Here is a 22,284-nt window from a genome sequence, read left to right as displayed (position 1 = left end):
CGACGGGGTGACGGCAAAATCCCTTCTGCGATGGCGTATCGCCGCGCCGTTCAGCGGATCACGCGGCTTAGCGTCTCCTGCCATTGCTCGATCCGCAGCGCGCGCGTGCTTTCGGTCATCTTCGGCTCGAACAGCCGGGATTCGCCGCGCATGTGCTCGGTTGCTTCGGCGATGTCGTCGCAGACCTCCGCGCCGCACGCTGCCAACATCGCCGCGCCCAGGGCGGTGGTCTCGATGAAATCGGGGCGTTCGACCGGCAGGTCGAGGATGTCGGCCAGGTCCTGCGCCATCCAGTCGTTCGCGGCCATGCCGCCGTCGATGCTGAGGCTGGTCCAGGCCGCGCCGTCGGCGGCAAACGCGGTCTGCAGGTCGTGCGTCTGGTGCGCCATCGATTCCAGCGCGGCGCGCGCCAGATGCGCCCTGCCGGTGGAGAAATCCAGTCCGTCGATGAGCCCGCGCGCATCCGGCCGCCAGTGCGGCGCACCGAGACCGGACAACGCCGGGACCATGACCACGCCGCCATTGTCGAGCACCGAAGCGGCGAGGTCGGCGGTCTCGGCGGCATCGCGCAAGACGCCGAGCCCGTCGCGCAGCCATTTGATCAGGCTGCCCGCCACGAACACCGATCCCTCCAGCGCATAATGGCGCGCGCCGTCCTGCTGGTACAGGATGGTCGAGAGCAGGCGGTTCGACGAGCCGGACGGGGTGGTGCCGCTGTTCGAAAGAACGAAGGCACCGGTGCCGAAGGTCGCCTTGGTATCGCCGGGGCACAGCCGCGCCTGGCCGATGCTCGCGGCCTGCTGATCACCGGCCATGCCGCAGATCGCGATCGGCTTGCCCAGGATGGCCGGATCGGTCTTGGCATAGCAGCCATGGCTGTCGACGATGGCTGGGAGCGCGGTTTCGGGCACGCCAAACAGGTCCAGCATCTCCGGATCCCATTCATCCTTTTCCAGCGCCATCAGCGCGGTGCGGCTGGCATTGGAGGCGTCGGAAATATGCAGGCCGCCGGTCAGCTTGAACACCAGCCAGCTTTCGATCGTGCCGAACGCCAGCGCATCGCCCGCCGCGCGGACTTCCTCCTCATGATCGATCATCCAGCGCATCTTGGTGGCCGAGAAATAGGGATCGAGCAGCAATCCGGTGCGCGTCTGGACCAGCGGCTCCATGCCGCGCTCGATCAGATCGCGGCACTGCAGCGCGGTGCGGCGGTCCTGCCAGACGATCGCGCGCGACAGCGGCCGGCCGCTGCGCCGATCCCAGGCGACCACCGTCTCGCGCTGGTTGGCGATTCCGATCGCCTCGATCCTGCGCGGACCGCCCGCGCGCTCGATGATCGCGCGGCAGCAGGCCAGGGTCTTGTCCCAGATCTCGTTCGCGTCCTGCTCCACGCGTCCCGGCGCGGGGAAATATTGCGCGATCTCCAGTTGCTCGCTGTCCAAGCATTGCCCGGACCGTGTGAACAGCATCGCGCGGGTGGAGGTGGTACCTTCGTCGATCACCAGAATATATGCGGCCATGGCCGTGCCTCTCGCGATTTGCCCGGATAACAAAGTGTACCATCCGCCGCTGCAAAGGAAAGCGCAGCCTGCTAGGCAAACGCAATGTACGATCTGGCGATCATCGGCGGCGGCGTGAACGGCTGCGGCATCGCGCGCGACGCGGCGGGGCGGGGCCTCAGCGTCGTGCTGCTGGAGAAGGACGATCTCGCCGCGCATACCAGCTCGGCGGCAACCAAGCTGATCCACGGCGGCCTGCGCTATCTCGAACAATATGAGTTCCGGCTGGTACGCAAGGCGCTGAAGGAACGCGAGGTCTTGCTGCGCGCGGCCCCGCACATCATCTGGCCGCTGCGCTTCGTGCTGCCGATCGACCGGGGTATGCGGCCCGCATGGATGCTGCGGATCGGGCTGTTTCTCTACGATCATCTGGGGGGCCGCGAATGGCTGCCCGCGACGCGGCGGCACGATCTGACGACCTCGCCCTGGGGCGCGCCGCTGGAGGCGCGGCTGAAACGCGGCTTCAGCTATTCCGATTGCTGGGTCGAGGACGCGCGGCTCGTGGTGCTCAACGCGCTCGATGCGCGCGAACGCGGCGCCGACATTCGCACGCGCACCGCCTGCACCGGGCTGGTGCGCCGCACCGATCGCTGGCTCGTTTCGGCCGGCGAAAAGCGGTTCGAGGCGCGCGCGCTGGTCAACGCCGCCGGTCCCTGGGCCGATGCGGTGGCCGGGCTCGCGAGCCCCGATGGCGGCCACGCCTTGCGGCTGGTCAAGGGCAGCCACATCGTGGTGCGCAAGGCCTATGAGGGCGACCAGGCCTATATTTTCCAGAACGGCGATGGCCGCGTGATCTTCGCCATCCCCTATGAGCGGGATTTCACGCTGATCGGCACCACCGACCGGCCGCATGGCGACCCCGATCGACTACCGGAAGCCAGCGCAGAGGAGATCGCCTATCTGATCGACGCGGCGAATGGTTATCTCGCGCGCGACCTGACCGGCGAAGACGTCGTCTGGACCTATAGCGGCGTGCGCCCGCTCTATGACGATCACGAAGCCTCGGCGTCCGAGGTGACGCGCGACTATGTGCTGAAGCTCGATTGCGAAGGCGGCGCGCCGATCCTGTCCGTGCTGGGCGGAAAGCTCACCACCTATCGCGTGCTGGCGCAGGAGGCCTTGGACCGGCTGGGGCCGCTCTTGGGTAATCGCAAGCCGGCTTGGACCGCCCATGCCGCGTTGCCGGGTGGCGATTTTCTCGTGGATGGTTTCGATGCGCTGGCGGCGGAATTCGCCCGCAGCTGGCCGTGGCTCGGCGAGGAAACGGCCGCGCGCTATGCCCGCGCCTACGGCACGCGAACGCGGGCATTGATGCACGGTGCGGACAGTGCCAAGGACATGGGAATCCTATTCGGTGCCGGGCTCAGCGAGCGCGAAGCGCGCTATCTGATCACGGAGGAATTCGCCTGCACTGCCGCGGACATTCTCTGGCGCCGCACCAAGCTGGGATTGCACTTGAGCGAAGCCGAGCGTGTGCAATTCGTGGCCTGGATGGAACGCGGGGGCGCGGCGAACCCGGATTGACGCACAATGCGCGGGCTGGCAAAAGCGCGCGGCGCGACGCGGGTATAGCTTAGTGGTAAAGCACCAGCCTTCCAAGCTGGCTATGCGGGTTCGATTCCCGCTACCCGCTCCAAATTTGCGTCGATTGACCTCCGCGTCCACCACCACGCAGGAATACGCCGATCATGTTCTTTCCAGACAGCCAATGGCTCGACCTGAGCACTCGCGCTATAGCGCTGATGGGCATCAGTCTGGGCTTCGTGGTGCTGTGCGTGCGGGTCTTGGGATTGCGCAGCTTCTCGAAGATGACGGCGTTCGATTTCGTCGCGACGGTCGCTACCGGATCGCTGCTGGCGAGCGCGGTGACGGTGAGCGACTGGCTCGCCTTCACACAGCGCCTGATCGCGATCGCGACGTTATTCGCGGTGCAATTCACGCTGGCACGTCTGCGCATCCTGGCCGATCCGGTCGAGGACGCGCTGAGCAACGAGCCGCGGCTGCTCATGCGCGACGGCGTGATCGACGAGCAGGCGCTCGAGGAGGTACGCGTCTCCAAAAACGATCTCCTCGCCAAGCTACGCGAGGCCAACGCGCTTGACTTCGATCAGGTGCGCGCGGTGGTGCTGGAGACGACCGGCGACGTTTCAGTGCTCCACGGCCCGGACATCGACGAGCGCCTGCTGGACAATGTGCGCGGTTATCGCTGACGCGCCGGCGCCGACAATGTACGTGGCATGTTACAATTCGCGACAATTTGGGGCTTCGGCCGGCACATCTGCGGGACATATGGGTGCTATTCCGGTCATTGTGACGTGAACGCCGGTTGGCTGACACGTCCGCTCAGATGACCTGAACGGAGTAGAGTATCATGAAAAAGTCACTTTTCCTCGGCGGCGTGGCCTTGCTCGCCATCGGCACTGCAGCCCTTGCCCAGCCGGGCGGCGAGCGGGACGGTTCCAGAACGCGCGCCGAAGTCGCGGCTTCGGTCGACGCGCGATTCGCCAAGCTGGATGCGAACCAGGACGGCGTTCTCGACGAAGCCGATCGCGCCGCGCGGCAGTCGCAGCGTTTCGCCAAGCTCGACGCCGACAATGACGGCGCCTTGACTCAAGCGGAGCTAGCGGCCGGTCACGAGGCCCGCCGGGAGAAGGTGCGGCCGCGCCGCGCGAACCGCTCCGAAGCCAGCGCGGAGCGGAAAGCGAAATGGGCCGAGCGTCGTGAACAAAGTGCCGGCAGGCGCGGCGATCGCTTCGCGGCGATGGACAGCGATGGCAATGGCAGCCTCAGCGCGGCAGAATGGGCCGCCAAACCGAAGCGTCAGGATCGTGCCGAAGGTATGTCCGCGAACACTCGCCGTAATGCCAGGCATGGTCGCCGCGGTATGGGTATCATGAAAATGGCCGATGCCAATGGCGATGGAGCGATTTCTTTGGAAGAAATGCGCAACGCGGCACTTGCACGTTTCGACAAGGTCGATACGGACGGTGACGGAACGATATCCGCCGCCGAGCGTCAGGCCGTACGCGATGCGCATAAAGCGCAGCGCGCGGCGAAGCAGGCCGGCTGAACCGGACCGGTGCTGCGCTCATCCTCCCCCCGAGCGCGGTATCGGGAGGGGTACGGTCAACTCTCAGGAGGGACGCCGTGCCCCTCGCACCTGGTAAGGGGCACCTGATGCCCGGACGGCCCCATCTCCTGCTCGTCGACGACGAGCGATCGATCCGCGATCCGCTCGCGCGCTATCTGGAGCGGCAGGGCTTTCGCGTGACCGAAGCCGACGGCGCGGGGGCCGCGCGGTCTTCGCTGGGCGGCTATGGCATCGATCTGGTGCTGCTCGACATCATGATGCCCGGCGAGGACGGGCTCAGCCTGACGCGGCATATCCGCGAAAAGGGCGAAATTCCGGTAATTCTGCTGACCGCGCGGTCGGAGGAGACCGACCGGATCGTGGGTCTTGAAATGGGCGCGGACGATTATGTCGTCAAACCGTTCAGCCCGCGCGAGCTGGTGGCGCGGATCAAGACGATCCTGCGCCGCGCCGCGCAGGGCGTGCGCGTCGAGGGCGGCGAATCGACCGATTATCGCTTCGCCGGCTGGACGCTGAAGGCCGCCGAGCAGGAGCTATATTCCGAGGATGGCACATTGGTGCCGATCTCCAGCGGCGAATATCGCCTGCTCGAGGCGCTGGTCCAGCGGCCGGGGCAGGTGCTCAGCCGCGATCAGCTGCTCGATCTCACCCAAGGGCGCGAGGCGGGGCCGTTCGACCGCGCGATCGACAATCAGGTCAGCCGGCTGCGCAAGAAGATCGAGGCCGATCCCAAAAATCCCACGCTGATCAAGACGGTATGGGGCGGCGGCTATCGGCTTGCGACCGAAGTCCGCACCGGACGGTGAGGCGTCTGCCCCAAAGTCTCGGCCGTTTCTGGCCGCGCACCCTCGTCGGACAGATCGTGCTGGCGGCCGCACTGGCGCTGGCGCTGGCGCAGGCGTTCAATTTCGCGCTGCTGCTGCGCGGGATCGAACAGCAGGCGATGGCTCAGGCTTCGGCCTTTGCCGGAAGTCGCCTGATCTTCGCCGCGTCCGACGGCGATCGCTTAGGACAGGCAGGGCAGGATCGCCCACGCGGCAGGCGAGGCCGCGCGCGCTTTGCCGGACGGTCGATTTCTGACGGCGACGCACCGCCGCCGGAAACGGGCCGCCCGCAGCCCGAGCTGGCGCTACGCATAGCGGAAGCCGCCAAGGAGGGCGGGGTGGATTTTCGTAGCGTGCGGGTCGCGCTGGTCGATCGCAATGACGTGCCTGTCGACATGCGGCGGCGCGCCGGCAGACGCGGCGCGCTGCGCGACCGGATGCAGCCCGAGGCCGAGCGTCCGACGCGTTCGCTGATCGTGTCCGCGCAGCTGGCTTCGGGCCGCTGGATCAGCACGGCGGCGTCTGTTCCGCCGCGGCGCGCGCCGGTGATCGGCTGGCTGATTTTGCAGACGCTGATCCTCTATCTCGCGGTGCTGCTGCCGCTCGCCTTCATCGCGCACCGCGTCACCCGGCCGCTGCGTGCGCTGACCGGGCGCGCCAACGCCTTTACCGCCAGCGGCACGGACGAGCCCTTGCGCGAGGAAGGGCCGGAGGATCTGCGCGAGTTGATCGCCGCGTTCAACGCGATGGCGGCGCGCGTCACCGCGCTGATCGGCGAGAAGGACGTGATGCTCGGCGCGATCGGCCATGATCTGAAAACGCCGCTCGCCGCGCTGCGCGTGCGCATCGAATCGGTCGATGACGATGTCGAGCGCGACCGCATGGCCGATTCGATCGACGAGATGGTCGGTATATTGGACGATATCCTGATACTCGCGCGGCTCGGCCGTTCGGGCGAGGAGATGCGCCGCACCGATCTCGCCGCGCTCGCCGAAACGGTGGTCGAGGAATATGCCGATCGCGGCGGCGATGTCCGTTTGGCCGAACCCGACGGCTCCGTGATCGCCGATCTCAGGCCCGTGCTGGTCCGCCGCGCGCTGCGCAACCTGATCGGCAACGCGCTGAAATATGGCGCCCGCGCCCGCGTCTCGGTGTCGCGCGAGGCGGGATCGGTGCTGGTGCGGATCGAGGATGACGGGCCGGGGATCGATCCGTCGATGATCGAGGCGATGTTCGAGCCGTTCGCCCGCGCCGAAGCCTCGCGCAACCGCGCCACGGGCGGCAGCGGCCTCGGCCTCACCATCGCGCGGGCCATCGCGCGGGCGCATGGCGGAACGGTGTCGCTTGAGAACCGCGCGGGGGAAAACGGAGCGGGCGGGGGGCTGACCGCCGAGCTGCGCCTGCCGAGCGAACCGCCGCTGGCGGCGGGCGGCGGCAATGCCTAGCTAGAGGCCATGGACGCAATCCCGATGCACGATCCCGAAACCGGCGAGAAGCTGTCGGCCGCCACGCCCGCGGCCACGGTGGTGATCTTCCGCACCGATCCGGCGGGCGGCCCGCCGCTGCTGTGCATGGTCGAGCGCTCCGCGAAGATGGCGTTCGCGCCCGGCGCGGCGGTGTTTCCAGGCGGCCGGGTCGATCCCGACGATCACGCGCTGGCCGAACGGCTCGCGCCCGATCTGAACGGGAGCGAAGGCGCCGCGCGCATCGCCGCGATCCGCGAGACGCTGGAGGAAACCGGGCTCGCCATCGGCATCGTCAGGGATGGCGCCCGCCCGCCCAAGCACGAAAGCGACGCGGCGCGGGACGCGCTCAACGGCGGCGCGCTCTTCTCCGAGCTGCTGACCCGCTTCGGCTGGTCGCTCGATCTGGCGAGCATCACCCCTTGGTCGCGCTGGCGGCCGCCCGGATCGCTCGAGACGCGCATCTTCGACACGCGCTTCTACATCGCCGATGCGGGCGATGCGGAGCTGAGGGGCGTCGCCGACCAGACCGAAAACACCTCGCTGTTCTGGGCCGGCGCGCAGACCGTGCTGGACCGCGCCGATGCGGGCGCGCTCACGATCATCTTCCCGACGCGCCGCAATCTGGAGCGGCTGGCGTTGTTCGGCGATTTCGCCAGCGCGAAGGCCCATGCCGACGGCGTGCCGGTGCGCATGGTGCTGACCTATGTCGAGGAGCGGGCCGACGGCAAATATATCTGCCTGCCGGACGGCCATGGCTATCCCGTGCTGGATGAGCCGATCGAACGGGCGCTGCGCGGCTAGCTAAGGCTCTTCCCTCGTCACCTCAGCGAAAGCTGGGGTCTCGAGCAGACTCGCGATGAGGCCCGAGATGCCAGCTTTCGCTGGCATGACGCAGCAAGGTTTGGTGGGGTTCTTGCCACCTTAGTCCTCCGGAGCGATGGCGACTTTCAGGCCTTCGAGCGCATCCGTAATCGGAACCTGACAGCTGAGCCGCGAATAATCGTTGCGATGGTCGGAGCTTTCCAGAAGATCGTCCTCGTCCATATCCATTTTGGGCAGCTTGGCCATGTAATCGGGATCGACATGGACGTGGCAGGTGGCGCAGGAGCAGCAGCCGCCGCACAGCGCCAAGAGCTCGTCGAACCCGTTGTCGCGGATGGTCTCCATCAGCGTGAAGCCGTCTTGCGCCTCCACCGCGCGCTCTTCGCCATCGCGTCCCGTAACCCTGATCGTCGGCATATCGGCTCCTGAGTTCCTGTTTCGCGGGCCGACATAAGGGCGCGCGCCGCGGATGGAAAGGGCGATTGCCTTTCATCGCCAGCGCGCTTATCGGCGCTGTCAGGCCATGGGTTCCCGCTGCGAGGCGGGACGAAGAGGGAAGCCGGTGGGGGATCGAACGTCCCGAACCCGGCGCTGCCCCCGCAACTGTGACCGGCGAGCGATCGTCCCGATATGCCACTGGAGCCTCCATGCTCTGGGAAGGCGGGACGAACGCGGTGACCCGGGAGTCAGGAGACCTGCCCAGGGCCGCTGTCTTTTCGGCCGGGCGGGGTGCACCGGGTGAAACGGGGGCTTTTCCTTCGCTTGACGGCATTTTTGAACCGTCATGCGAAAGGATTTCTACCTCGTGAATATTTTGAAACTCAGCCTGCTGACAGGCATATTCTGTCCGGCGCCGCTCTTCGCGCAGGCCGTCGACAATCTGCCCGAAGCGTCGCAGGATGCCGACATCATCGTCACCGCGTCTGGCACCGAGCAGCCGGTCGAGGAAAGCGGCCAGGCCGTCACCGTCATCACGCGCGACCAAATCCAGGAGCATCGCTCGATCGACGAGGTGCTGGCGCGCACGCCCGGCGTCACCGTGGCGCGCAATGGCGGCATCGGCCAGACCAGCGGCGTGTTCATCCGCGGCGCCGAAAGCTATCAGACGCTGGTGCTGCTCGACGGGGTCAAGATCAACGATCCCAGCGCGCCGCAGGGCGGGGTCGATTTCGGGCAACTGCTCGCGGGCAATATCGCCCGGATCGAGGTGTTGCGCGGCCCCAGCGGCACCGTCTGGGGCAGCCAGGCGATCGGCGGCGTGGTCAACATCGTCTCCGAACAGCCGAGCGAAGGTTTCGAAGCGCGCGGCCGCGCCGAATATGGCTACCGTGACACGGCGCAGGGGTTCGCCAATATCGCCGGGACCAGCGGTTTTCTGGAAGGCAGCGCGGGCGTGGGCTATCTGCGCTCCGACGGCATCTCCGCTTACGACGAAAATCTCGGCGCCACCGAGCGCGACGGCTATGAGAATTTCACCGCCAACGGCAAGCTGCGCGCGCATCTCGGCGAGGCGCTGAGCGTGGACGCGCGGGGCTATTATATCGACGGCCACACCGAATTCGACGGTACTCCGCCGCCCAGCTTCCTGCTGACCGACACCGGCAGCTTTTCCGATAATCAGCTGTTCGTCGGCTATATCGGGGTCAATCTGGCGCTGCTGGGCGGCCGCTTCCAGAACCGCCTAGCCTATACCTATACGGACGTGAAGCGCGACAATTTCGATCGGCAAGACGGCGCGGACGTGCCGAGCTTCCTCAGCCGGGGCAAGCTCGACCGGTTCGAATATCGCGGCCGCTTTACGCCGGTGGACGCGGTGACGCTGCTGTTCGGCGCGGAAACCGAAAAGTCGCGGCTGAACACATTCTTTCCGGCGTTCGATCCCGGTCCCGATCGCTTCGAGCAGCGCCAGAACGCGGTCTATGGCCAAGCGATCCTGCGTCCATTCACCGGCCTGACGCTCACCGGCGGGCTGCGCTACGACGATCAGGAGGGCGGCGAATCCGAGACGACGTTCGGCGGCAACATCGCCTACACGCCCAATGGCGGCGCGACGCTGCTGCGCGGCACCTATGCGGAAGGGTTTCGCGCGCCATCCTTGTTCGAAAAGTTCAGCGATTTCGGCACGCCGTCGCTCGCCGCCGAGCGGGCGGACAGTTTCGACGTGGGCATCGAGCAGAATTTGCTGGGTGATCGAGCACAGGCGCGCGTCACTTATTTCAACCGCGACACGACCAACCAGATCAGCTTCGACAACGCGACCTTCACCTATCTCAACATCGCCGCAACCCATGCCGAAGGGGTGGAGGCCGCGGTGCAATTGCGGCCGACCGACCGCTTCGATGTCACCGGCCAATATAGCTGGATCGACACCAGCAACCGTTCGCCCGGCGCCAATTTCGGAAACGATCTGCAGCGCCGCCCCGAAGAGACGGTGAGCGTCTCGGCGGACTGGCGCAGCCCGTTCGGCATCGATCTGGGCGCCGGCGTGCTGGTGGTCGGCGACAGTTTTGAAGATGCTGGCAACACCAACATGCTCGACGGCTATGTGCTGGCGGATATCCGCGCCTCTTACGGCCTGACGGACGGGATCGAGCTGTTCGGCCGCGTCGAAAATCTGTTCGACGAGGAATATCAGACCGTCTCCGGATACGGCACGCCGGGCCGCGCGGCCTATGCCGGTGTGAGGGCGCGTTTCTGATGGGCAGGTTGGTGTGATGGCAAGACGGGCGGCGTCCCTGTTGCTGCTGGCGGGCCTTGCGGCCTGCGGCAGCAACGCGGCCGCGCCGCCCGTCGCTCCCCCAAACAATCCGCAGCGCATCGTTTCGCTCAACCCGTGCACCGATGCGATCCTTACCCAGCTGGTCCCCGCCCGCCGCATCGCCGCGATCAGCGACTATTCGCGCGATCCGCAGGCGAGCTCGATGGACGTGGCCATGGCGCGCCGCTTCGCCAGCGTCGGCGGCACGGCGGAGGAGGTGATCGCGCTGCACCCCGATCTGGTGGTGACCGGCGGCCACCTCGCGCCCGCCACCCGCAATGCCCTGGACCGGCAGGGGATCGCGGTGCAGGTGTTCGGCGTGCCCGCGACGATTGCCGAGAGCCGCCGGCAGATTGCCGACATGGCCGCCGCGCTGGATGCGCCCGAACGCGGCGCGCGGCTGCTGGCGCGGATCGATGCGGCGCTGGCGGCGGCGCGCTCCGATGCGCATATCCCCGCGCTGGTGTGGATGGGCGACGGGCTGGTGCCGGGGCAGGGCACGCTGGTCGGCGATATGCTGGAGCAGAGCGGTTTCATCAATGCCAGCGCGTCCTATGGGCTGGCGAGCTGGGACATCCTGCCCAGCGAATATGTCGTGGCGAAGCCGCCGCGCGTGGTGTTCATGGACCGGCGCGGCGTGACGGCGGCGGCCGGATCGCGCGAGGACGGCGCGCGGCGGCGGCGGATCGCGGCGCTGCGCGCGAGCGGGCAGGCCGTGGCTATCGCCGACTTCCCGCAGAACCTGCTCTATTGCGGCGGGCCGACGCTGATCCCGCTGGCGCGGCGACTGGCGCGGGCACGCGAGATGGCGGAATGAAACACTCATTCCCTCAAAATTTCCGTCGCTCCGGCGAAAGCTGGGGTGTGGATTCACGTTTGAAGTGCAACAGTTGGTTGAAGTCTGTTGAATGCCTCAGCGGGGGTCTGAAAGTCGAGGCATTTTCTTGGGGTGTGATTGTATGCGTTGACGGCATTGACGAGGGCTTTGGGTTCGAGGGCGGCAAGATCGGTCTTGCGCGGCAGGGCACGGCGCAGACGACCGATGGCGTTTTCGACGCCGCCTTTTTGCCAGGGGCTGTGCGTATCGCAGAAGAAGGTGTCGAGGCCGAGCTGGTCGGTGAGCTGATAATGCAGCGCGAACTCGGTGCCATTATCCACGGTCAGGCTTTGCCGGAGCACCGGCGCGATCGGGGCGAGCAGCCCGCGCAGATGGCGGGCGGTGCGGATTGCCTTTCGATCCGGCGGCGCATCCAGCATGGTGTAGCGCGACTGGCGTTCATGGACGACAAGCAGTCCTTGGCCGGGGCGGGCAAACAGCATGTAATCGGCTTCCCAGTGGCCAGGCGTGCATCTGTCGTCGGCCGCGCCCGGCCGCTCGTCGATGGAGCGGCGGCGTTTGATGAAGCTTGCCGGACTGCCGCCTCTCATGCCCAGCCGTCCGCGGCGGGATTTGCGGCGTGGCAGCAGGCGATGCCAGTAATCCTTGTTGGCCGATCGATGATAGACGAAGCGGTAGATTGACTCATGGCTAACGACGGTGCGACCATGTTCGAGCGCCAGCCGGCCGGCGATCTGCTCGGGGGACCATCCCATCGCAAGGCGGTCCTTCACCAGCTGTGCCAGGTCCGGCTGGCGCGCCAGCTTGAAGCGTTTGTCCCAGCGTCTTCGCCGCTCGGCGAGGTCATGAGCCCTGCCCGGGTCGTAGCCACCGCGCCAAACCTTGGTCGGCTTGCCATTGCGTTCCAGTTCGCGGCCAATCGTCGAGGGCGCGCGTCCAAGCGCCGCTGCGATCTGCCGCGAAGATTTACCGGCTGCATGCAGCCGATAAATCTCAATCCGCTCATCGAGGCCGAGCTGGCCGTAACATCTTCCCATCGCGACAACACCCTTAGCAGGTGTTGCACTTGTTCCGTGAGTTCAGGGAGCCCATCCCGTGTTTCAAACCAGATCAAGGCTTGTCTGGTGGGAACCCCGGCGCGAACTAGCCCGTACGGCCCGATACATCGCTCAAACGAAAGTCGGCATAGGCTCCCGCCTTCGCGGGAGCGACGGGGTGTTTTCAGGAGAACCAGCGCATGAGCCGGTCCGCCAAACTTGCCCTCCTTACGGCGCTCACCGTCCTGCTGTTCGCGCTCTCGCTGATGGCCGGGAAAGTCTGGGTGCCCTTCTCGGCCTGGTTCTCGGACGATCCGCGCTGGTGGATCATCCTGGAGTTGCGTCTGCCGCGCGCCATCCTCGGCGCGGCGATCGGGGGAATGCTCGGCCTGTCGGGTGCGGTGCTGCAGGGCTATATGCGCAACCCGCTGGCCGATCCCGGCGTGCTCGGCATCAGCTCGGGCGCGGCGTTCGGGGCGGTGGCAGCGATCTTCTTCGGGCTCGGCGGCAGTCTGCTGATCCTGTTCGGATCGGCGATGGCGGGCGCGGCGGGCGCGATCCTGCTGCTCGGCATCTTCGTCGGCCGCTCGGCGAGCGCGGTGTCGCTGATCCTGGCGGGCACGATCCTCGCCAGCTTGGGCGGCGCGCTGACGGCGTTTCTCATCTCGATCTCGCCCAATCCGTTCGCGACCAGCGAGATCGTGACCTGGATCATGGGCGCGCTGACCGATCGCGGCTATGCCGAGGCGGCTTACGCGCTGCCGTGCATCGCGGCGGGCGCGGCGCTGCTGCTCACCACCGGGCGCGCGCTCGATGCGCTGGCGCTGGGCGAGGAGAGCGCGCGGTCGCTGGGCGTGCGGATGGGCGCGTTGCAGGCGCTGATCGTCGGCGCGGTCGGGCTCGGCGTCGGCGCGGGGGTGGCGGTGACCGGCGTGGTCGGTTTCGTCGGGCTGATCGTGCCACATCTGCTGCGGCCATGGTTCGGCGAGCGGCCCTCGGCGCTGCTCTGGCCCTCCACGCTGGGGGGCGCCGCGCTGCTGCTGGCGGCGGACAGCCTCGTGCGGCTGGCGCCCGGCGCGAACGAGGTGAAGCTGGGCGTGGCCATGGCGATGATCGGCGCGCCCTTCTTCTTCTGGCTGCTGCTGCGTTACCGAGGACGGATTGCATGGAACTGACGGCCACGGACCTTGTCCTGCTTCTGGGAGAGACGCGCGCGCTGGACGGCGTCTCGGCGGCGTTCCAGCCGGGGTGCATCACGGTGCTGCTCGGCCCCAATGGCGCGGGCAAGAGCAGCCTGCTCAAATGCCTCGTCGGCCTCGCCGAGCCTGAAGGCGGTAGGGTGATGCTGGGCGGTGCGCCGCTGCGATCGTTGAAGCCGCGCGAGCGGGCACGGCGCATCGCGTATCTGGCGCAAGAGCCGACCGTGCACTGGAACCTGGCGGCAAAGGAACTGGTCGCGCTCGGCCGCCTGCCGCATCGCGGACCGTATGGCGGACCATCGCAGGCCGATGAGGCGGCGGTGGCCAAGGCGCTCTCCGATACCGAGACCATGCATTTCGCCGCGCGCCCGATCCACAGCCTGTCGGGCGGCGAGCGGGCACGCGTGCTGCTGGCGCGGCTGCTGGCGGGGGAGCCGCAATGGCTGCTCGCCGACGAACCGCTCGCCAGCCTCGATCCCGCGCATCAGCTCGATATGCTGCGGCTGTTCCGCAGCGCCGCCAATCACGGCGCGGGCGTGCTGCTGGTGTTGCACGATCTCAATCAGGCCGCGCGCATCGCCGACGATGTGCTGATCCTGAAGCAGGGCCGGATCGCGGCGGCGGGCGCGGCAGCGGATGTGCTCAGCGCCCGTCTGCTCAGCGACGTCTACGAGACCCCCATCGGCGAAGCCGCCGGACCCGATGGGCAGCGGCTGTTCTACGCCGGGCAGGCATAGGAGTGGTCGTCGCAAGCTCCGCTATCCGCCTCCAAAAATGATCGTCCTTGGCCGCCCGCGCCATCCTTCCTATGTCCGAATCAAAGCCAATCCGGAGCGAATTTCATGACGACCCATCATCTCAGCGATGCGCGCTACGCGCCGGTGATCATCATCGGATCGGGTCCGGCGGGCTATACCGCCGCGGTCTATGCCGCTCGGGCCAATCTCTCGCCGATGATCATCTCGGGCGTCGAGCTGGGCGGACAGCTGATGACCACCACCGATGTCGACAACTGGCCGGGCGACGACGCCGGCGTGCTCGGCCCCGATCTGATGGAGCGGATGAAGAACCATGCGACACGGTTCGGCACCGCGCTCGTCACCGACCATATCGAGGAGGTCGATTTCTCGCAGCGCCCGTTCAGGCTGACCGGCGGGGCGGGGCATTATCTCGCCGACACCGTGATCATCGCCACCGGCGCGAGCGCGCAATATCTGGGGCTGCCATCGGAACAGGCGTTCATGGGCAAGGGCGTGTCCGCCTGCGCCACCTGCGACGGGTTCTTCTACAAGGGCAAGCCGGTGGCGGTGATCGGCGGCGGCAACACCGCGGTCGAGGAAGCGCTCTACCTGTCGAATATCGCCAGCCACGTCACGCTGGTGCATCGCCGGGACAAGCTGCGCTCGGAAAAGATTCTGCAGGACCGCCTGTTCGAGCGCGAGGCCGAGGGCAAGCTGACCATCCTGTGGAACCATGTGCTGGACGAGGTACTGGGCGATCCCACGGGCGTCACCGGCATGCGGGTAAAATCGACCCAAGATAGCGCAACGCGCGATATCGACCTGCACGGCGTGTTCATCGCGATCGGGCACAAGCCCAATACCGAGCTGTTCGAGGGACATCTGCAGATGAAGGGCGGCTATATCCGCGTCGAAAGCGGATTGGCCGGCAACGCCACCCAGACGAGCGTTCCAGGGGTGTTCGCCTGCGGCGACGTGATGGACCATGTCTACCGCCAGGCGGTGACATCCGCCGGAACCGGCTGCATGGCCGCTTTGGACGCCGAAAAATTCCTGGAAATCGAGGGTGTTTCGGATTTCGTGAATGTTGCGGCCTGAGGGCTTCGTCGCGCTTGCGGAACGCTTCGACCACGGCTAAAGCGAAATCGATCGGGAACCGCAGCCCTATCAACCCATTGATGCGGTGGAAACGGAGCCGTAACAGCGACCCGTTCACACGCTAAGGAGTGAAGTCTATGAAAAAGTTTATCGTTCTGCCGATGGTCGGCGCAGCCGCTATCGCCCTTTCCGCTTGCTCGCCGAGCGCGGATGAGACCCCGACCGACACCATGACCACCGACACGATGGCCGAGCCGGACGCTATGGCGACTCCGGATACCATGATGACGGGTGATGCCATGATGGAAGGCGATTCGATGGCGACCCCGATGGCCGGCGACTCGATGTCCAGTGATTCGATGTCCAATGATTCGATGGCTACACCGATGACCGACAAGTCGCCGATGACCGAAGACAAGATGTAATTTCCGTTTTCGAACCATTAGAGACGCGCCCGAACCGATCGGTTCGGGCGCGTTTTTTATTGCCTGTTTTTATTTTCCGCCGAAAATGCCGACGGCGATCGATGCGCGTGGAACGATCAGAGCTTTCTGGCGGAAATCATCGGGCCGCCATCGGCGCTCTGTACCAATATGGCGCTGCGATAAGCGCTATTGGAGCTGACGGGCACGCTGAAGCTCGCCGCGCTGCCGGTCCATTGGCCGATCTTGCTCAGATCCCGCACGATGTTCTTGTGGGGTAGCGTCTTCCCACCATTTTCGCCCGCCTTGATCGGCACATCCAGCTCGCGCGGATCATAGCGCACCAGCCACACCGTGGCCGGCTTGGCGGTCTTGCCCGCCGCGATGCTGACTTTTCCGTTCACCGCCTTGATCGCCGGGCCTTTCAGGCCGCCCGCCTTCCTGATTTCGGACGCCAGCTGCTGCGGGTTGCTGCCCACGATCGCGGTGCGGCCGTTGATGATCACCTGCGGCGTGTAGACCTTGGCCCGGCCTCCGGCATGGGCATATTCCCACTGCCGGTCGGTAAAGGCCTGTTTGCCGAACGTGTCCTTCCAGCCGAGCCGGTCCCAATAGGTCACCGAGAAATTCAGCGCGAGCACGCCCGGATCGCCGGCGATCGCGTTGACATTGCGGTTGGCGGGCGGGCAGGAGCTGCAGCCCTGGCTCTGGAACAGCTCGACGACCACCGGCTGGGATGCGGAGGCGGATGGGGACGCCTTGGCGGCCTGCGCGGGCTCGCGGGCCTGCGCCTCGTTTGCCGGTGCGCTCGAACAGGCGGCGGCGAGCGTCGCGCTCGCGGCCAGTGCGAATGTCATAGATTTCATCATGTCGATCCTCATTGTCATGCCGTAAACACCGGCTTCATGTGCCCCCGCATTGCGGTTAAATCCCTGCATACCATTCATAATCGGCGACATCTTCCCAATAGCCGCCCTTGCCTTCCCCGATCGTGTCGAGGCTGGCGACGGCTTCGATGCCGTTTACATATTTGGCGTTCTTGTATCCCAATTGCCGTTCGATGCGCATGCGCACCGGCGCGCCATTGCCGATCGGAACGGTATCGCCGTTCATGCTCCAGGCCAGAATCGTCTGCGGATGGAAGGCATCGACCATGTCGATCGATTCGTAATAGGGCGTGTCGCCGAACTTGTCGGCGCAGCGAAACACGATATAGCGCGCCTGATCGGACAGCCCGGCCAGCTTCAGGATCGGTCCCAGCTGCGGCCCCTGCCATTTGCCGATCGCGCTCCAGCCTTCCACGCAGTCATGCCGGGTGATCTGCGCGCGCTGCGGCATGTGCCTGATCTGGTCCAGGCTCAGCGCAAACGGCCGCGCCACCATGCCGGTGACCGGAATGCGCCAGTCGGCGAAATTGGTTGCCATATGCCGCAGATATTCGGCCGATTTGGGGAAGTCGTTGCCGTTGGTCCGGAACGTCGGGCTCATGTCGCGCTCGCTATATTCGGTGGCGAGCGCGTTTCGGGGTGACAGTGCGCGCTGGAGGCCGTGGTTCAGCCCGTCGACCTGGTCGAGCACCGAGGCCGCGCTTTCGCTCTGGACCAGCGCGTCGCAGCCCGAAAGCATCAGGCCGCCCGCGCCCGCCGCCATGCCGCTCAGAAAGCGCCGGCGCGGAAGGATCAGCTTGTTGCTCATGCGCTCTCTCCCTGCAGTTCGTCGGCGCGTTCTTCAGGCAATCTGTAACGTCCGGTGATCATCGAGCGGATTTCGTTGATCGGCCCCGCCAAGATCACCATCAGGATATGGACGATGAAAAAGCCGACAAGCGTCCAGGCGCAGATGAAGTGAATCGAGCGCGCCGACTGGCGGCCGCCGAACACATCCAGCAGCAGGCCCCAAGGCGCGTCGATCCCCGGCGACATGGTCAGCCCGGTCAGGATCATCAGCGGCAATAGGATGAAGATCACCCCGACATAACTGAGCTTTTGCAACATGTTATAGTTGCGCGCCGCCGCCCCGGTGGGGAATTTCAGCTTCGCGTGGCGTTTGATGTCGTGCCAGATATGGCTTGGGCGCCACTCGCGTTTGTGGATGTGCAGATCGCGCTTTACATGGCCGTTGAACAGCGAGAACGCCATGTAGAACAGCACGCCGAATGCCAGCACCCAGGCGAAAGCGAGATGCCAGCGCCGCCCCTCGGCCAGGCTGTAACCCGAGGGAATGGTGATCCAGGAGGGAAAGGCGCGGGCGTTCGGCTGCCCGTTCGCGCCCTGCGACAGCCCGAGCACGCCGGTGGTGACGATCCGCGCCTCGCCGATGCGCAGATAGCCGTCGCCCTGCGCTTGGCCGATTTCCAGCCAGGCCGGATCGGCATTGGCGCCATATTGGCCCCAGTAAAGCCGCGGATGCGCGTTGAAGATCATGAGGCCGCTCATCAGCATCACGATCAGCGCGAGAAAATTGACCCAGTGCCAGATGCGTGTGGAGAGCCGGTGCCGCTTGACGACGTCGCCGCCAACAGGATCGCGGCCCGCAACTTCATCGTCCATTCGCTCATTCTCCGCACGCGCGGATTCGATAGCCGCCTCGTCTGCGCCGTCGTTCATGCGGGGTACCTCCTGATGCTAATGCGTATGGGGGAGGCAAATAGTTACATCGCGGCGGGAATATTTGCACGCGATACGAACGCAACCGGTCAGAACGCGAGGCGGCGGCTGGGCCCGATATCGGTTGTTTGCCGATCGTCCGCAATTTGGCATAGCGAGGCAGAAGCGGATATTCGCGATCAACGGTGATGTCATGCAAGCGTACAAAAATGCCGTGGCTTCCCCTCCCAACCTGTACACATCGAGCCTTGTTCTTCGCCGTCCTTCCGAGCAGGACATTCCCGCAATCGTCACGATCGCCGGAGACTGGGAGGTCGCCAGTCGGCTGGCTCGAATGCCGCATCCATATGGCGAGGAAGAAGCGCGCTTTTTTCTGGACGTCATTGTTCCGGCGGAACTGGCGTGGGCTATCGTGGATCGCACTTGCGGTAACCTGCTCGGTGTGATCGGACTGGCGCCAAATGAGTACGAAGGTGCCGAACTGGGATATTATATCTCGCGGCAGCACTGGGGGTGTGGCATCGCAACCGAAGCGGCCTCTGTCGTCGCAGCTTACGGAGCGGGTCTCGTCGGACAGGATCGGCTCATCTCCACGTTTTTCGCCGACAATCCCGCCTCGGGACGGGTTCTTGAGAAGCTGGGTTTCGTGAAGCAGGGTTCGTCGAAAGAAACTTGTCTGGCGACAGGCGGCGCCAAGACGGCAGTGAAGATGGGTCTTGCGTCAACGACAGTTCTCGAGGGTTTTGAATAGACCGCGTCACGGTGATTCGTGCCTCGGAAATAGCCGGGAGCGGCAACTCCGCATTGAAACCAAAGACTTGTAATGTTGGAAACTTTCTGAACCTAGGGCTGGGAAATTTTCTGTCGCGTTTTTGCAATGGTTTCGCGGTCACTTTGTAAATTTTGCACCATTTTGTTGCGTCATGGCCCGGCAGTTCGAGCGTAACATTGCGTTGCTGCTGTTGCATTTCCCGGGTCTGCTCAACTGGCTGGATGGCAACAGCGTGCTTGATAGCGCGCGCGCGGGCCAGTAGCGCGGGCGCCTTCAGACAAGGAGCTCTCCCCTCATGACCGCCCCCAAGAACGACCGGCCCCGGAAAGTCGTCCTCGCCTATTCCGGGGGGCTCGACACCAGCGTCATCCTGAAATGGCTGCAGGTCGAGAAGGGCTGCGAGGTCGTCACCTTCACCGCCGATCTGGGGCAGGGCGAGGAGCTGGGGCCGGCGCGCGCCGGGGCGGTCAAGATGGGCGTGCCCGAGGACCAGATCTTCATCGAGGACCTGCGCGAGGAGTTCGTGAAGGACTATGTGTTCCCGATGATGCGCGCCAACGCCCGCTATGAGGGCGATTATCTGCTCGGCACCGCGATCGCGCGGCCGCTCATCTCCAAGCGGCTGATCGCAATCGCGCGCGAGACCGGCGCGGACGCCATCGCCCACGGCGCGACCGGCAAGGGCAACGACCAGGTGCGCTTCGAACTCAGCGCCTTTGCGCTGAACCCCGACATCAAGATCATCGCCCCATGGCGCGAATGGGACCTTACCAGCCGCACGCGCCTGATCGAATATGCCGAAGAGCATGACATCGACGTGCCCAAGGACAAGCGCGGCGAGGCGCCGTTCTCGACCGACGCGAACCTGCTCCATACCTCGTCCGAGGGGCTGGTGCTGGAAGATCCTTGGGAGGAGACGCCGGATTACGTCTATTCGCGCACGGCCAATCCCTGGGATGCGCCGGACGAGCCGCAGGATATCGTCATCGGTTTCGAACAGGGCGACGGCGTGTCGCTGGACGGCAAAAGGCTTTCGCCCGCAGCGCTGCTGGAGGCGCTCAACGATCTCGGCCGGGACCACGGCATCGGACGGCTCGATCTGGTCGAGAACCGCTTCGTCGGCATGAAATCGCGCGGCATGTACGAGACGCCGGGCGGCACCATCTACGCCGCCGCGCACCGCGCGATCGAGCAGCTGACGCTGGACCGCGGCGCCGCGCATCTGAAGGACGAAATGATGCCGCGCTACGCCGAACTCATCTACAACGGCTTCTGGTTCAGCCCCGAGCGCGAGATGCTGCAGGCGGCGATCGACCACAGCCAGGCCAAGGTGACGGGCGAGGTACGGTGCAAGCTCTACAAGGGCGGCGTCCACGTCACCGGCCGCCGCGCCGACGTGAATTACGACCTTTATTCCAAGGACGTGGTGACGTTCGAGGACGATGCCGGCAAATATGACCAGCGCGACGCGGAGGGCTTCATCAAGCTGAACGCATTGCGGCTGCGGCTCCTGGGGCGTCGGCCGAAATAGACGAACGCCGATGATGAGAAGGCGGTGGCAAACAAAGGCCCATCTTCACCGTCCGCTTACCTTTGAAGCTTAAGCCAGCGGCAATGAACGATAGCGCGCCATCCGCTTCGCCACGCCCCGTGTCCGCCGTCAGCTACGGCGTGGGTCTGTGCGGCGTGGCGGGCCTCGCGCTGTGGGTCGTCGCCGCGCGCCAGTTCGGCGCGCTGGCCGGAATGCTGGGTTTCGCCGGCCTGCCCGAGCGCGCCGACGGTCCCTATGCGGCGCTGCTGGGTGTCCTCGCCTGCGGGTTGCCGATGGTCGGCTGGTCGCTCTTCGTCGACAAGGTCCACCGCCGCGCCTCCACCGGGATCGACTGGTCGCTCAGGCGTCCGCTGGCCGAAGTGCTCGATATCTCGATCGTCAAGATCGCCGGCTATTGGGCCACCTGGGCGCTGATCGCCGCGATCTATGCGCTGGGCCGGTTCTGGTGGACCACGCAATATGCGAACTACCCCTTCTCGATGGCGCTGTTCGAGACGGCGTTGATCCCGCTGATCATCCTTTCTGTGCCTTATATCGTCTGGCTCGATCGGTATCTGATCGATGCCAGGGACGGCGCCTGGCATTTCGGCGCGTGGATCGCGGGGCGCGAGGGGTGGGACAAGGCGATGATCCACCACCATTTGCGCGCCTGGGCGGTGAAGGGCTTTTTCCTGGCCTTCATGCTGTCGATCGTGCCCGGCGGTTTCCAGCAGGTGGTGAACTACGATGTCGCCGACGTGGCGCGAAACCCGGTATGGATCGCCAATGCGCTGATCACCACCATGTTCCTGGTCGACGTGCAACTCGCCACGGTCGGTTATCTGCTAACGATGAAACCGCTCGACAGCCATATCCGCACCGCCAATCCCTATCTCGCCGGCTGGCTCGCCGCGCTGATCTGCTATCCGCCGTTCACGCTGATGAACACGGGCGGCCCGCTCGATTATCACGTGGCGACGTCGGACTGGGCGATGTGGTTCGCCGGGCAGCCGGCGCTGCTCGCCATTTGGGGCGCGCTGCTGGTGATATTGACCGGCGTCTACGCCTTTGCGACGGTCGCCTTCGGCCTGCGCTTCTCGAACCTCACGCATCGCGGCATCCTGACCCACGGCCCCTATGCCTGGACGCGCCACCCCGCCTATGTCTCGAAAAACGCCTATTGGTGGCTGGCGACGCTGCCGTTCATCGTCACCAGCGGTAGCGCGGTCGATGCGGTCCGGAACACCGCGCTCCTCGGCATCACCAGCGCGGTCTATTACTGGCGTGCGCGGACCGAGGAGAAGCATCTGCTCGCCGATCCCGTCTACCGCGAATATTACGATTGGGCCGAGGACCATGCCGCCTGGCCGCGCCTGCTGCGCAAGCTCAGCGGCGGCCGCATCGGCAAACGGGGGAAGATGGGCGATGGGGAAGTGGTGGCGGCGGAGTAGGGAATTTGTGCTTCGTCATTCCAGCGAAAGCTGGAATCTTTCCACCGTTGCAGCGCTACCGCGCCTGAGA

General features: G+C 65.5%; 21 protein-coding genes, 1 tRNA gene and 1 riboswitch. Of the genes, 16 read left to right on the top strand and 6 right to left on the bottom strand.

Going from position 1 to position 22,284, the window contains the following annotated elements:
- Window positions 1-50 precede the first annotated feature (50 nt).
- Complete coding sequence (locus tag ACOQPC_RS13300) at window positions 51-1,520, bottom strand: FGGY family carbohydrate kinase (RefSeq protein ID WP_420606200.1); 1,470 nt, start codon at window positions 1,518-1,520, stop codon at window positions 51-53.
- 84 nt (window positions 1,521-1,604) lie between these two features.
- Between ACOQPC_RS13300 and glpD the strand changes: the two genes are divergently transcribed.
- The 7 genes from glpD (at window position 1,605) to ACOQPC_RS13265 (ending at window position 7,741) form a co-directional block, all read left to right on the top strand.
- Window positions 1,605-3,083, top strand: coding sequence for a glycerol-3-phosphate dehydrogenase (glpD, locus tag ACOQPC_RS13295; RefSeq protein ID WP_420606199.1), 1,479 nt, complete (start codon window positions 1,605-1,607; stop codon window positions 3,081-3,083).
- Window positions 3,084-3,121: 38 nt separating this feature from the next.
- Window positions 3,122-3,195: transfer RNA gene (locus ACOQPC_RS13290), tRNA-Gly, on the top strand.
- A gap of 52 nt (window positions 3,196-3,247) precedes the next feature.
- A complete protein-coding gene (locus ACOQPC_RS13285; RefSeq protein ID WP_420606198.1) occupies window positions 3,248-3,769 on the top strand; it encodes a DUF421 domain-containing protein in 522 nt (173 codons plus the stop codon).
- Window positions 3,770-3,963: 194 nt separating this feature from the next.
- Complete coding sequence (locus ACOQPC_RS13280) at window positions 3,964-4,629, top strand: hypothetical protein (RefSeq protein ID WP_420606197.1); 666 nt, start codon at window positions 3,964-3,966, stop codon at window positions 4,627-4,629.
- Between the two features lie 107 nt (window positions 4,630-4,736).
- Window positions 4,737-5,456, top strand: coding sequence for a response regulator (locus ACOQPC_RS13275; RefSeq protein WP_420606196.1), 720 nt, complete (start codon window positions 4,737-4,739; stop codon window positions 5,454-5,456).
- The gene (locus tag ACOQPC_RS13270; protein ID WP_420606195.1) at window positions 5,453-6,919 is read left to right on the top strand and encodes a sensor histidine kinase; all 1,467 of its coding nucleotides are present in this window, start codon (window positions 5,453-5,455) and stop codon (window positions 6,917-6,919) included. The genes ACOQPC_RS13275 and ACOQPC_RS13270 overlap by 4 nt, the downstream gene beginning before the upstream one ends.
- A 9-nt stretch (window positions 6,920-6,928) precedes the next feature.
- Window positions 6,929-7,741 carry an NUDIX hydrolase gene (locus ACOQPC_RS13265; RefSeq protein ID WP_420606194.1) on the top strand — a complete coding sequence of 271 codons (813 nt, stop codon included), beginning with the start codon at window positions 6,929-6,931 and terminating at the stop codon, window positions 7,739-7,741.
- Window positions 7,742-7,861: 120 nt separating this feature from the next.
- Here the strand turns inward: ACOQPC_RS13265 and ACOQPC_RS13260 are convergent, their stop codons facing one another.
- Window positions 7,862-8,179, bottom strand: coding sequence for a 2Fe-2S iron-sulfur cluster-binding protein (locus ACOQPC_RS13260; protein WP_420606193.1), 318 nt, complete (start codon window positions 8,177-8,179; stop codon window positions 7,862-7,864).
- Between the two features lie 91 nt (window positions 8,180-8,270).
- Window positions 8,271-8,480, top strand: a riboswitch (cobalamin riboswitch).
- A gap of 87 nt (window positions 8,481-8,567) precedes the next feature.
- Between ACOQPC_RS13260 and ACOQPC_RS13255 the strand changes: the two genes are divergently transcribed.
- Both ACOQPC_RS13255 and ACOQPC_RS13250 read left to right on the top strand, forming a co-directional pair.
- The gene (locus ACOQPC_RS13255; RefSeq protein ID WP_420606192.1) at window positions 8,568-10,460 is read left to right on the top strand and encodes a TonB-dependent receptor plug domain-containing protein; all 1,893 of its coding nucleotides are present in this window, start codon (window positions 8,568-8,570) and stop codon (window positions 10,458-10,460) included.
- Window positions 10,461-10,476: 16 nt separating this feature from the next.
- The gene (locus ACOQPC_RS13250) at window positions 10,477-11,337 is read left to right on the top strand and encodes an ABC transporter substrate-binding protein (RefSeq protein ID WP_420606191.1); all 861 of its coding nucleotides are present in this window, start codon (window positions 10,477-10,479) and stop codon (window positions 11,335-11,337) included.
- Between the two features lie 53 nt (window positions 11,338-11,390).
- Here ACOQPC_RS13250 and ACOQPC_RS13245 read toward each other — a convergent pair whose 3' ends face one another.
- A complete protein-coding gene (locus tag ACOQPC_RS13245; RefSeq protein ID WP_420606155.1) occupies window positions 11,391-12,395 on the bottom strand; it encodes an IS30 family transposase in 1,005 nt (334 codons plus the stop codon).
- 200 nt (window positions 12,396-12,595) lie between these two features.
- Between ACOQPC_RS13245 and ACOQPC_RS13240 the strand changes: the two genes are divergently transcribed.
- The 4 genes from ACOQPC_RS13240 (at window position 12,596) to ACOQPC_RS13225 (ending at window position 15,857) form a co-directional block, all read left to right on the top strand.
- On the top strand, window positions 12,596-13,570 hold the full coding sequence (locus ACOQPC_RS13240; RefSeq protein ID WP_420606190.1) for a FecCD family ABC transporter permease: 975 nt from the start codon (window positions 12,596-12,598) through the stop codon (window positions 13,568-13,570).
- Window positions 13,561-14,331, top strand: a complete 771-nt coding sequence (locus tag ACOQPC_RS13235; protein WP_420606189.1) for an ABC transporter ATP-binding protein — start codon at window positions 13,561-13,563, stop codon at window positions 14,329-14,331. Before ACOQPC_RS13240 ends, ACOQPC_RS13235 begins: the two co-directional genes overlap by 10 nt.
- Window positions 14,332-14,436: 105 nt before the next feature.
- A complete protein-coding gene (gene trxB / locus ACOQPC_RS13230; protein WP_420606188.1) occupies window positions 14,437-15,432 on the top strand; it encodes a thioredoxin-disulfide reductase in 996 nt (331 codons plus the stop codon).
- Between the two features lie 137 nt (window positions 15,433-15,569).
- Window positions 15,570-15,857, top strand: coding sequence for a hypothetical protein (locus tag ACOQPC_RS13225; RefSeq protein WP_420606187.1), 288 nt, complete (start codon window positions 15,570-15,572; stop codon window positions 15,855-15,857).
- Between the two features lie 116 nt (window positions 15,858-15,973).
- Here ACOQPC_RS13225 and ACOQPC_RS13220 read toward each other — a convergent pair whose 3' ends face one another.
- Genes ACOQPC_RS13220 through ACOQPC_RS13210 form a run of 3 tightly spaced genes read right to left on the bottom strand, consistent with a single transcriptional unit; the run spans window position 15,974 to window position 18,403 of the window.
- On the bottom strand, window positions 15,974-16,723 hold the full coding sequence (locus ACOQPC_RS13220) for a DUF1223 domain-containing protein (protein WP_420606186.1): 750 nt from the start codon (window positions 16,721-16,723) through the stop codon (window positions 15,974-15,976).
- A gap of 55 nt (window positions 16,724-16,778) precedes the next feature.
- Window positions 16,779-17,549 carry a molybdopterin-dependent oxidoreductase gene (locus ACOQPC_RS13215; protein ID WP_420606185.1) on the bottom strand — a complete coding sequence of 257 codons (771 nt, stop codon included), beginning with the start codon at window positions 17,547-17,549 and terminating at the stop codon, window positions 16,779-16,781.
- Window positions 17,546-18,403: a cytochrome b/b6 domain-containing protein gene (locus ACOQPC_RS13210; protein ID WP_420608146.1), complete on the bottom strand. Its 858-nt coding sequence runs from the start codon at window positions 18,401-18,403 to the stop codon at window positions 17,546-17,548. The genes ACOQPC_RS13215 and ACOQPC_RS13210 overlap by 4 nt, the downstream gene beginning before the upstream one ends.
- A gap of 250 nt (window positions 18,404-18,653) precedes the next feature.
- Between ACOQPC_RS13210 and ACOQPC_RS13205 the strand changes: the two genes are divergently transcribed.
- From ACOQPC_RS13205 to ACOQPC_RS13195, 3 genes are all read left to right on the top strand, one after another.
- The gene (locus tag ACOQPC_RS13205) at window positions 18,654-19,211 is read left to right on the top strand and encodes a GNAT family N-acetyltransferase (RefSeq protein ID WP_420606184.1); all 558 of its coding nucleotides are present in this window, start codon (window positions 18,654-18,656) and stop codon (window positions 19,209-19,211) included.
- Between the two features lie 316 nt (window positions 19,212-19,527).
- On the top strand, window positions 19,528-20,763 hold the full coding sequence (locus ACOQPC_RS13200) for an argininosuccinate synthase (protein ID WP_420606183.1): 1,236 nt from the start codon (window positions 19,528-19,530) through the stop codon (window positions 20,761-20,763).
- Between the two features lie 83 nt (window positions 20,764-20,846).
- The gene (locus ACOQPC_RS13195; protein WP_420606182.1) at window positions 20,847-22,214 is read left to right on the top strand and encodes a methyltransferase family protein; all 1,368 of its coding nucleotides are present in this window, start codon (window positions 20,847-20,849) and stop codon (window positions 22,212-22,214) included.
- Window positions 22,215-22,284: the final 70 nt, after the last annotated feature.

The sequence above is a fragment of the Novosphingopyxis sp. genome, from assembly GCF_965218915.1.
In the GTDB taxonomy this organism is placed as follows: domain Bacteria; phylum Pseudomonadota; class Alphaproteobacteria; order Sphingomonadales; family Sphingomonadaceae; genus Novosphingopyxis.
The sequence above is the reverse complement of the archived record's forward strand: the minus strand, read 5'-3'. Positions and strand labels throughout refer to the sequence as shown.

Bases quoted from the DNA above. Each gene is read 5' to 3' on its own strand.
- ACOQPC_RS13300 (WP_420606200.1), bottom strand. From the start codon at position 1,520: ATGGCCGCATATATTCTGGTGATCGACGAAGGTACCACCTCCACCCGC.
- glpD (WP_420606199.1), top strand. From the start codon at position 1,605: ATGTACGATCTGGCGATCATCGGCGGCGGCGTGAACGGCTGCGGCATC.
- ACOQPC_RS13285 (WP_420606198.1), top strand. From the start codon at position 3,248: ATGTTCTTTCCAGACAGCCAATGGCTCGACCTGAGCACTCGCGCTATA.
- ACOQPC_RS13275 (WP_420606196.1), top strand. From the start codon at position 4,737: ATGCCCGGACGGCCCCATCTCCTGCTCGTCGACGACGAGCGATCGATC.
- ACOQPC_RS13265 (WP_420606194.1), top strand. From the start codon at position 6,929: ATGGACGCAATCCCGATGCACGATCCCGAAACCGGCGAGAAGCTGTCG.
- ACOQPC_RS13260 (WP_420606193.1), bottom strand. From the start codon at position 8,179: ATGCCGACGATCAGGGTTACGGGACGCGATGGCGAAGAGCGCGCGGTG.
- ACOQPC_RS13250 (WP_420606191.1), top strand. From the start codon at position 10,477: ATGGCAAGACGGGCGGCGTCCCTGTTGCTGCTGGCGGGCCTTGCGGCC.
- ACOQPC_RS13245 (WP_420606155.1), bottom strand. From the start codon at position 12,395: ATGGGAAGATGTTACGGCCAGCTCGGCCTCGATGAGCGGATTGAGATT.
- ACOQPC_RS13240 (WP_420606190.1), top strand. From the start codon at position 12,596: ATGAGCCGGTCCGCCAAACTTGCCCTCCTTACGGCGCTCACCGTCCTG.
- ACOQPC_RS13235 (WP_420606189.1), top strand. From the start codon at position 13,561: ATGGAACTGACGGCCACGGACCTTGTCCTGCTTCTGGGAGAGACGCGC.
- trxB (WP_420606188.1), top strand. From the start codon at position 14,437: ATGACGACCCATCATCTCAGCGATGCGCGCTACGCGCCGGTGATCATC.
- ACOQPC_RS13225 (WP_420606187.1), top strand. From the start codon at position 15,570: ATGAAAAAGTTTATCGTTCTGCCGATGGTCGGCGCAGCCGCTATCGCC.
- ACOQPC_RS13220 (WP_420606186.1), bottom strand. From the start codon at position 16,723: ATGATGAAATCTATGACATTCGCACTGGCCGCGAGCGCGACGCTCGCC.
- ACOQPC_RS13215 (WP_420606185.1), bottom strand. From the start codon at position 17,549: ATGAGCAACAAGCTGATCCTTCCGCGCCGGCGCTTTCTGAGCGGCATG.
- ACOQPC_RS13210 (WP_420608146.1), bottom strand. From the start codon at position 18,403: ATGGACGATGAAGTTGCGGGCCGCGATCCTGTTGGCGGCGACGTCGTC.
- ACOQPC_RS13205 (WP_420606184.1), top strand. From the start codon at position 18,654: ATGCAAGCGTACAAAAATGCCGTGGCTTCCCCTCCCAACCTGTACACA.
- ACOQPC_RS13200 (WP_420606183.1), top strand. From the start codon at position 19,528: ATGACCGCCCCCAAGAACGACCGGCCCCGGAAAGTCGTCCTCGCCTAT.
- ACOQPC_RS13195 (WP_420606182.1), top strand. From the start codon at position 20,847: ATGAACGATAGCGCGCCATCCGCTTCGCCACGCCCCGTGTCCGCCGTC.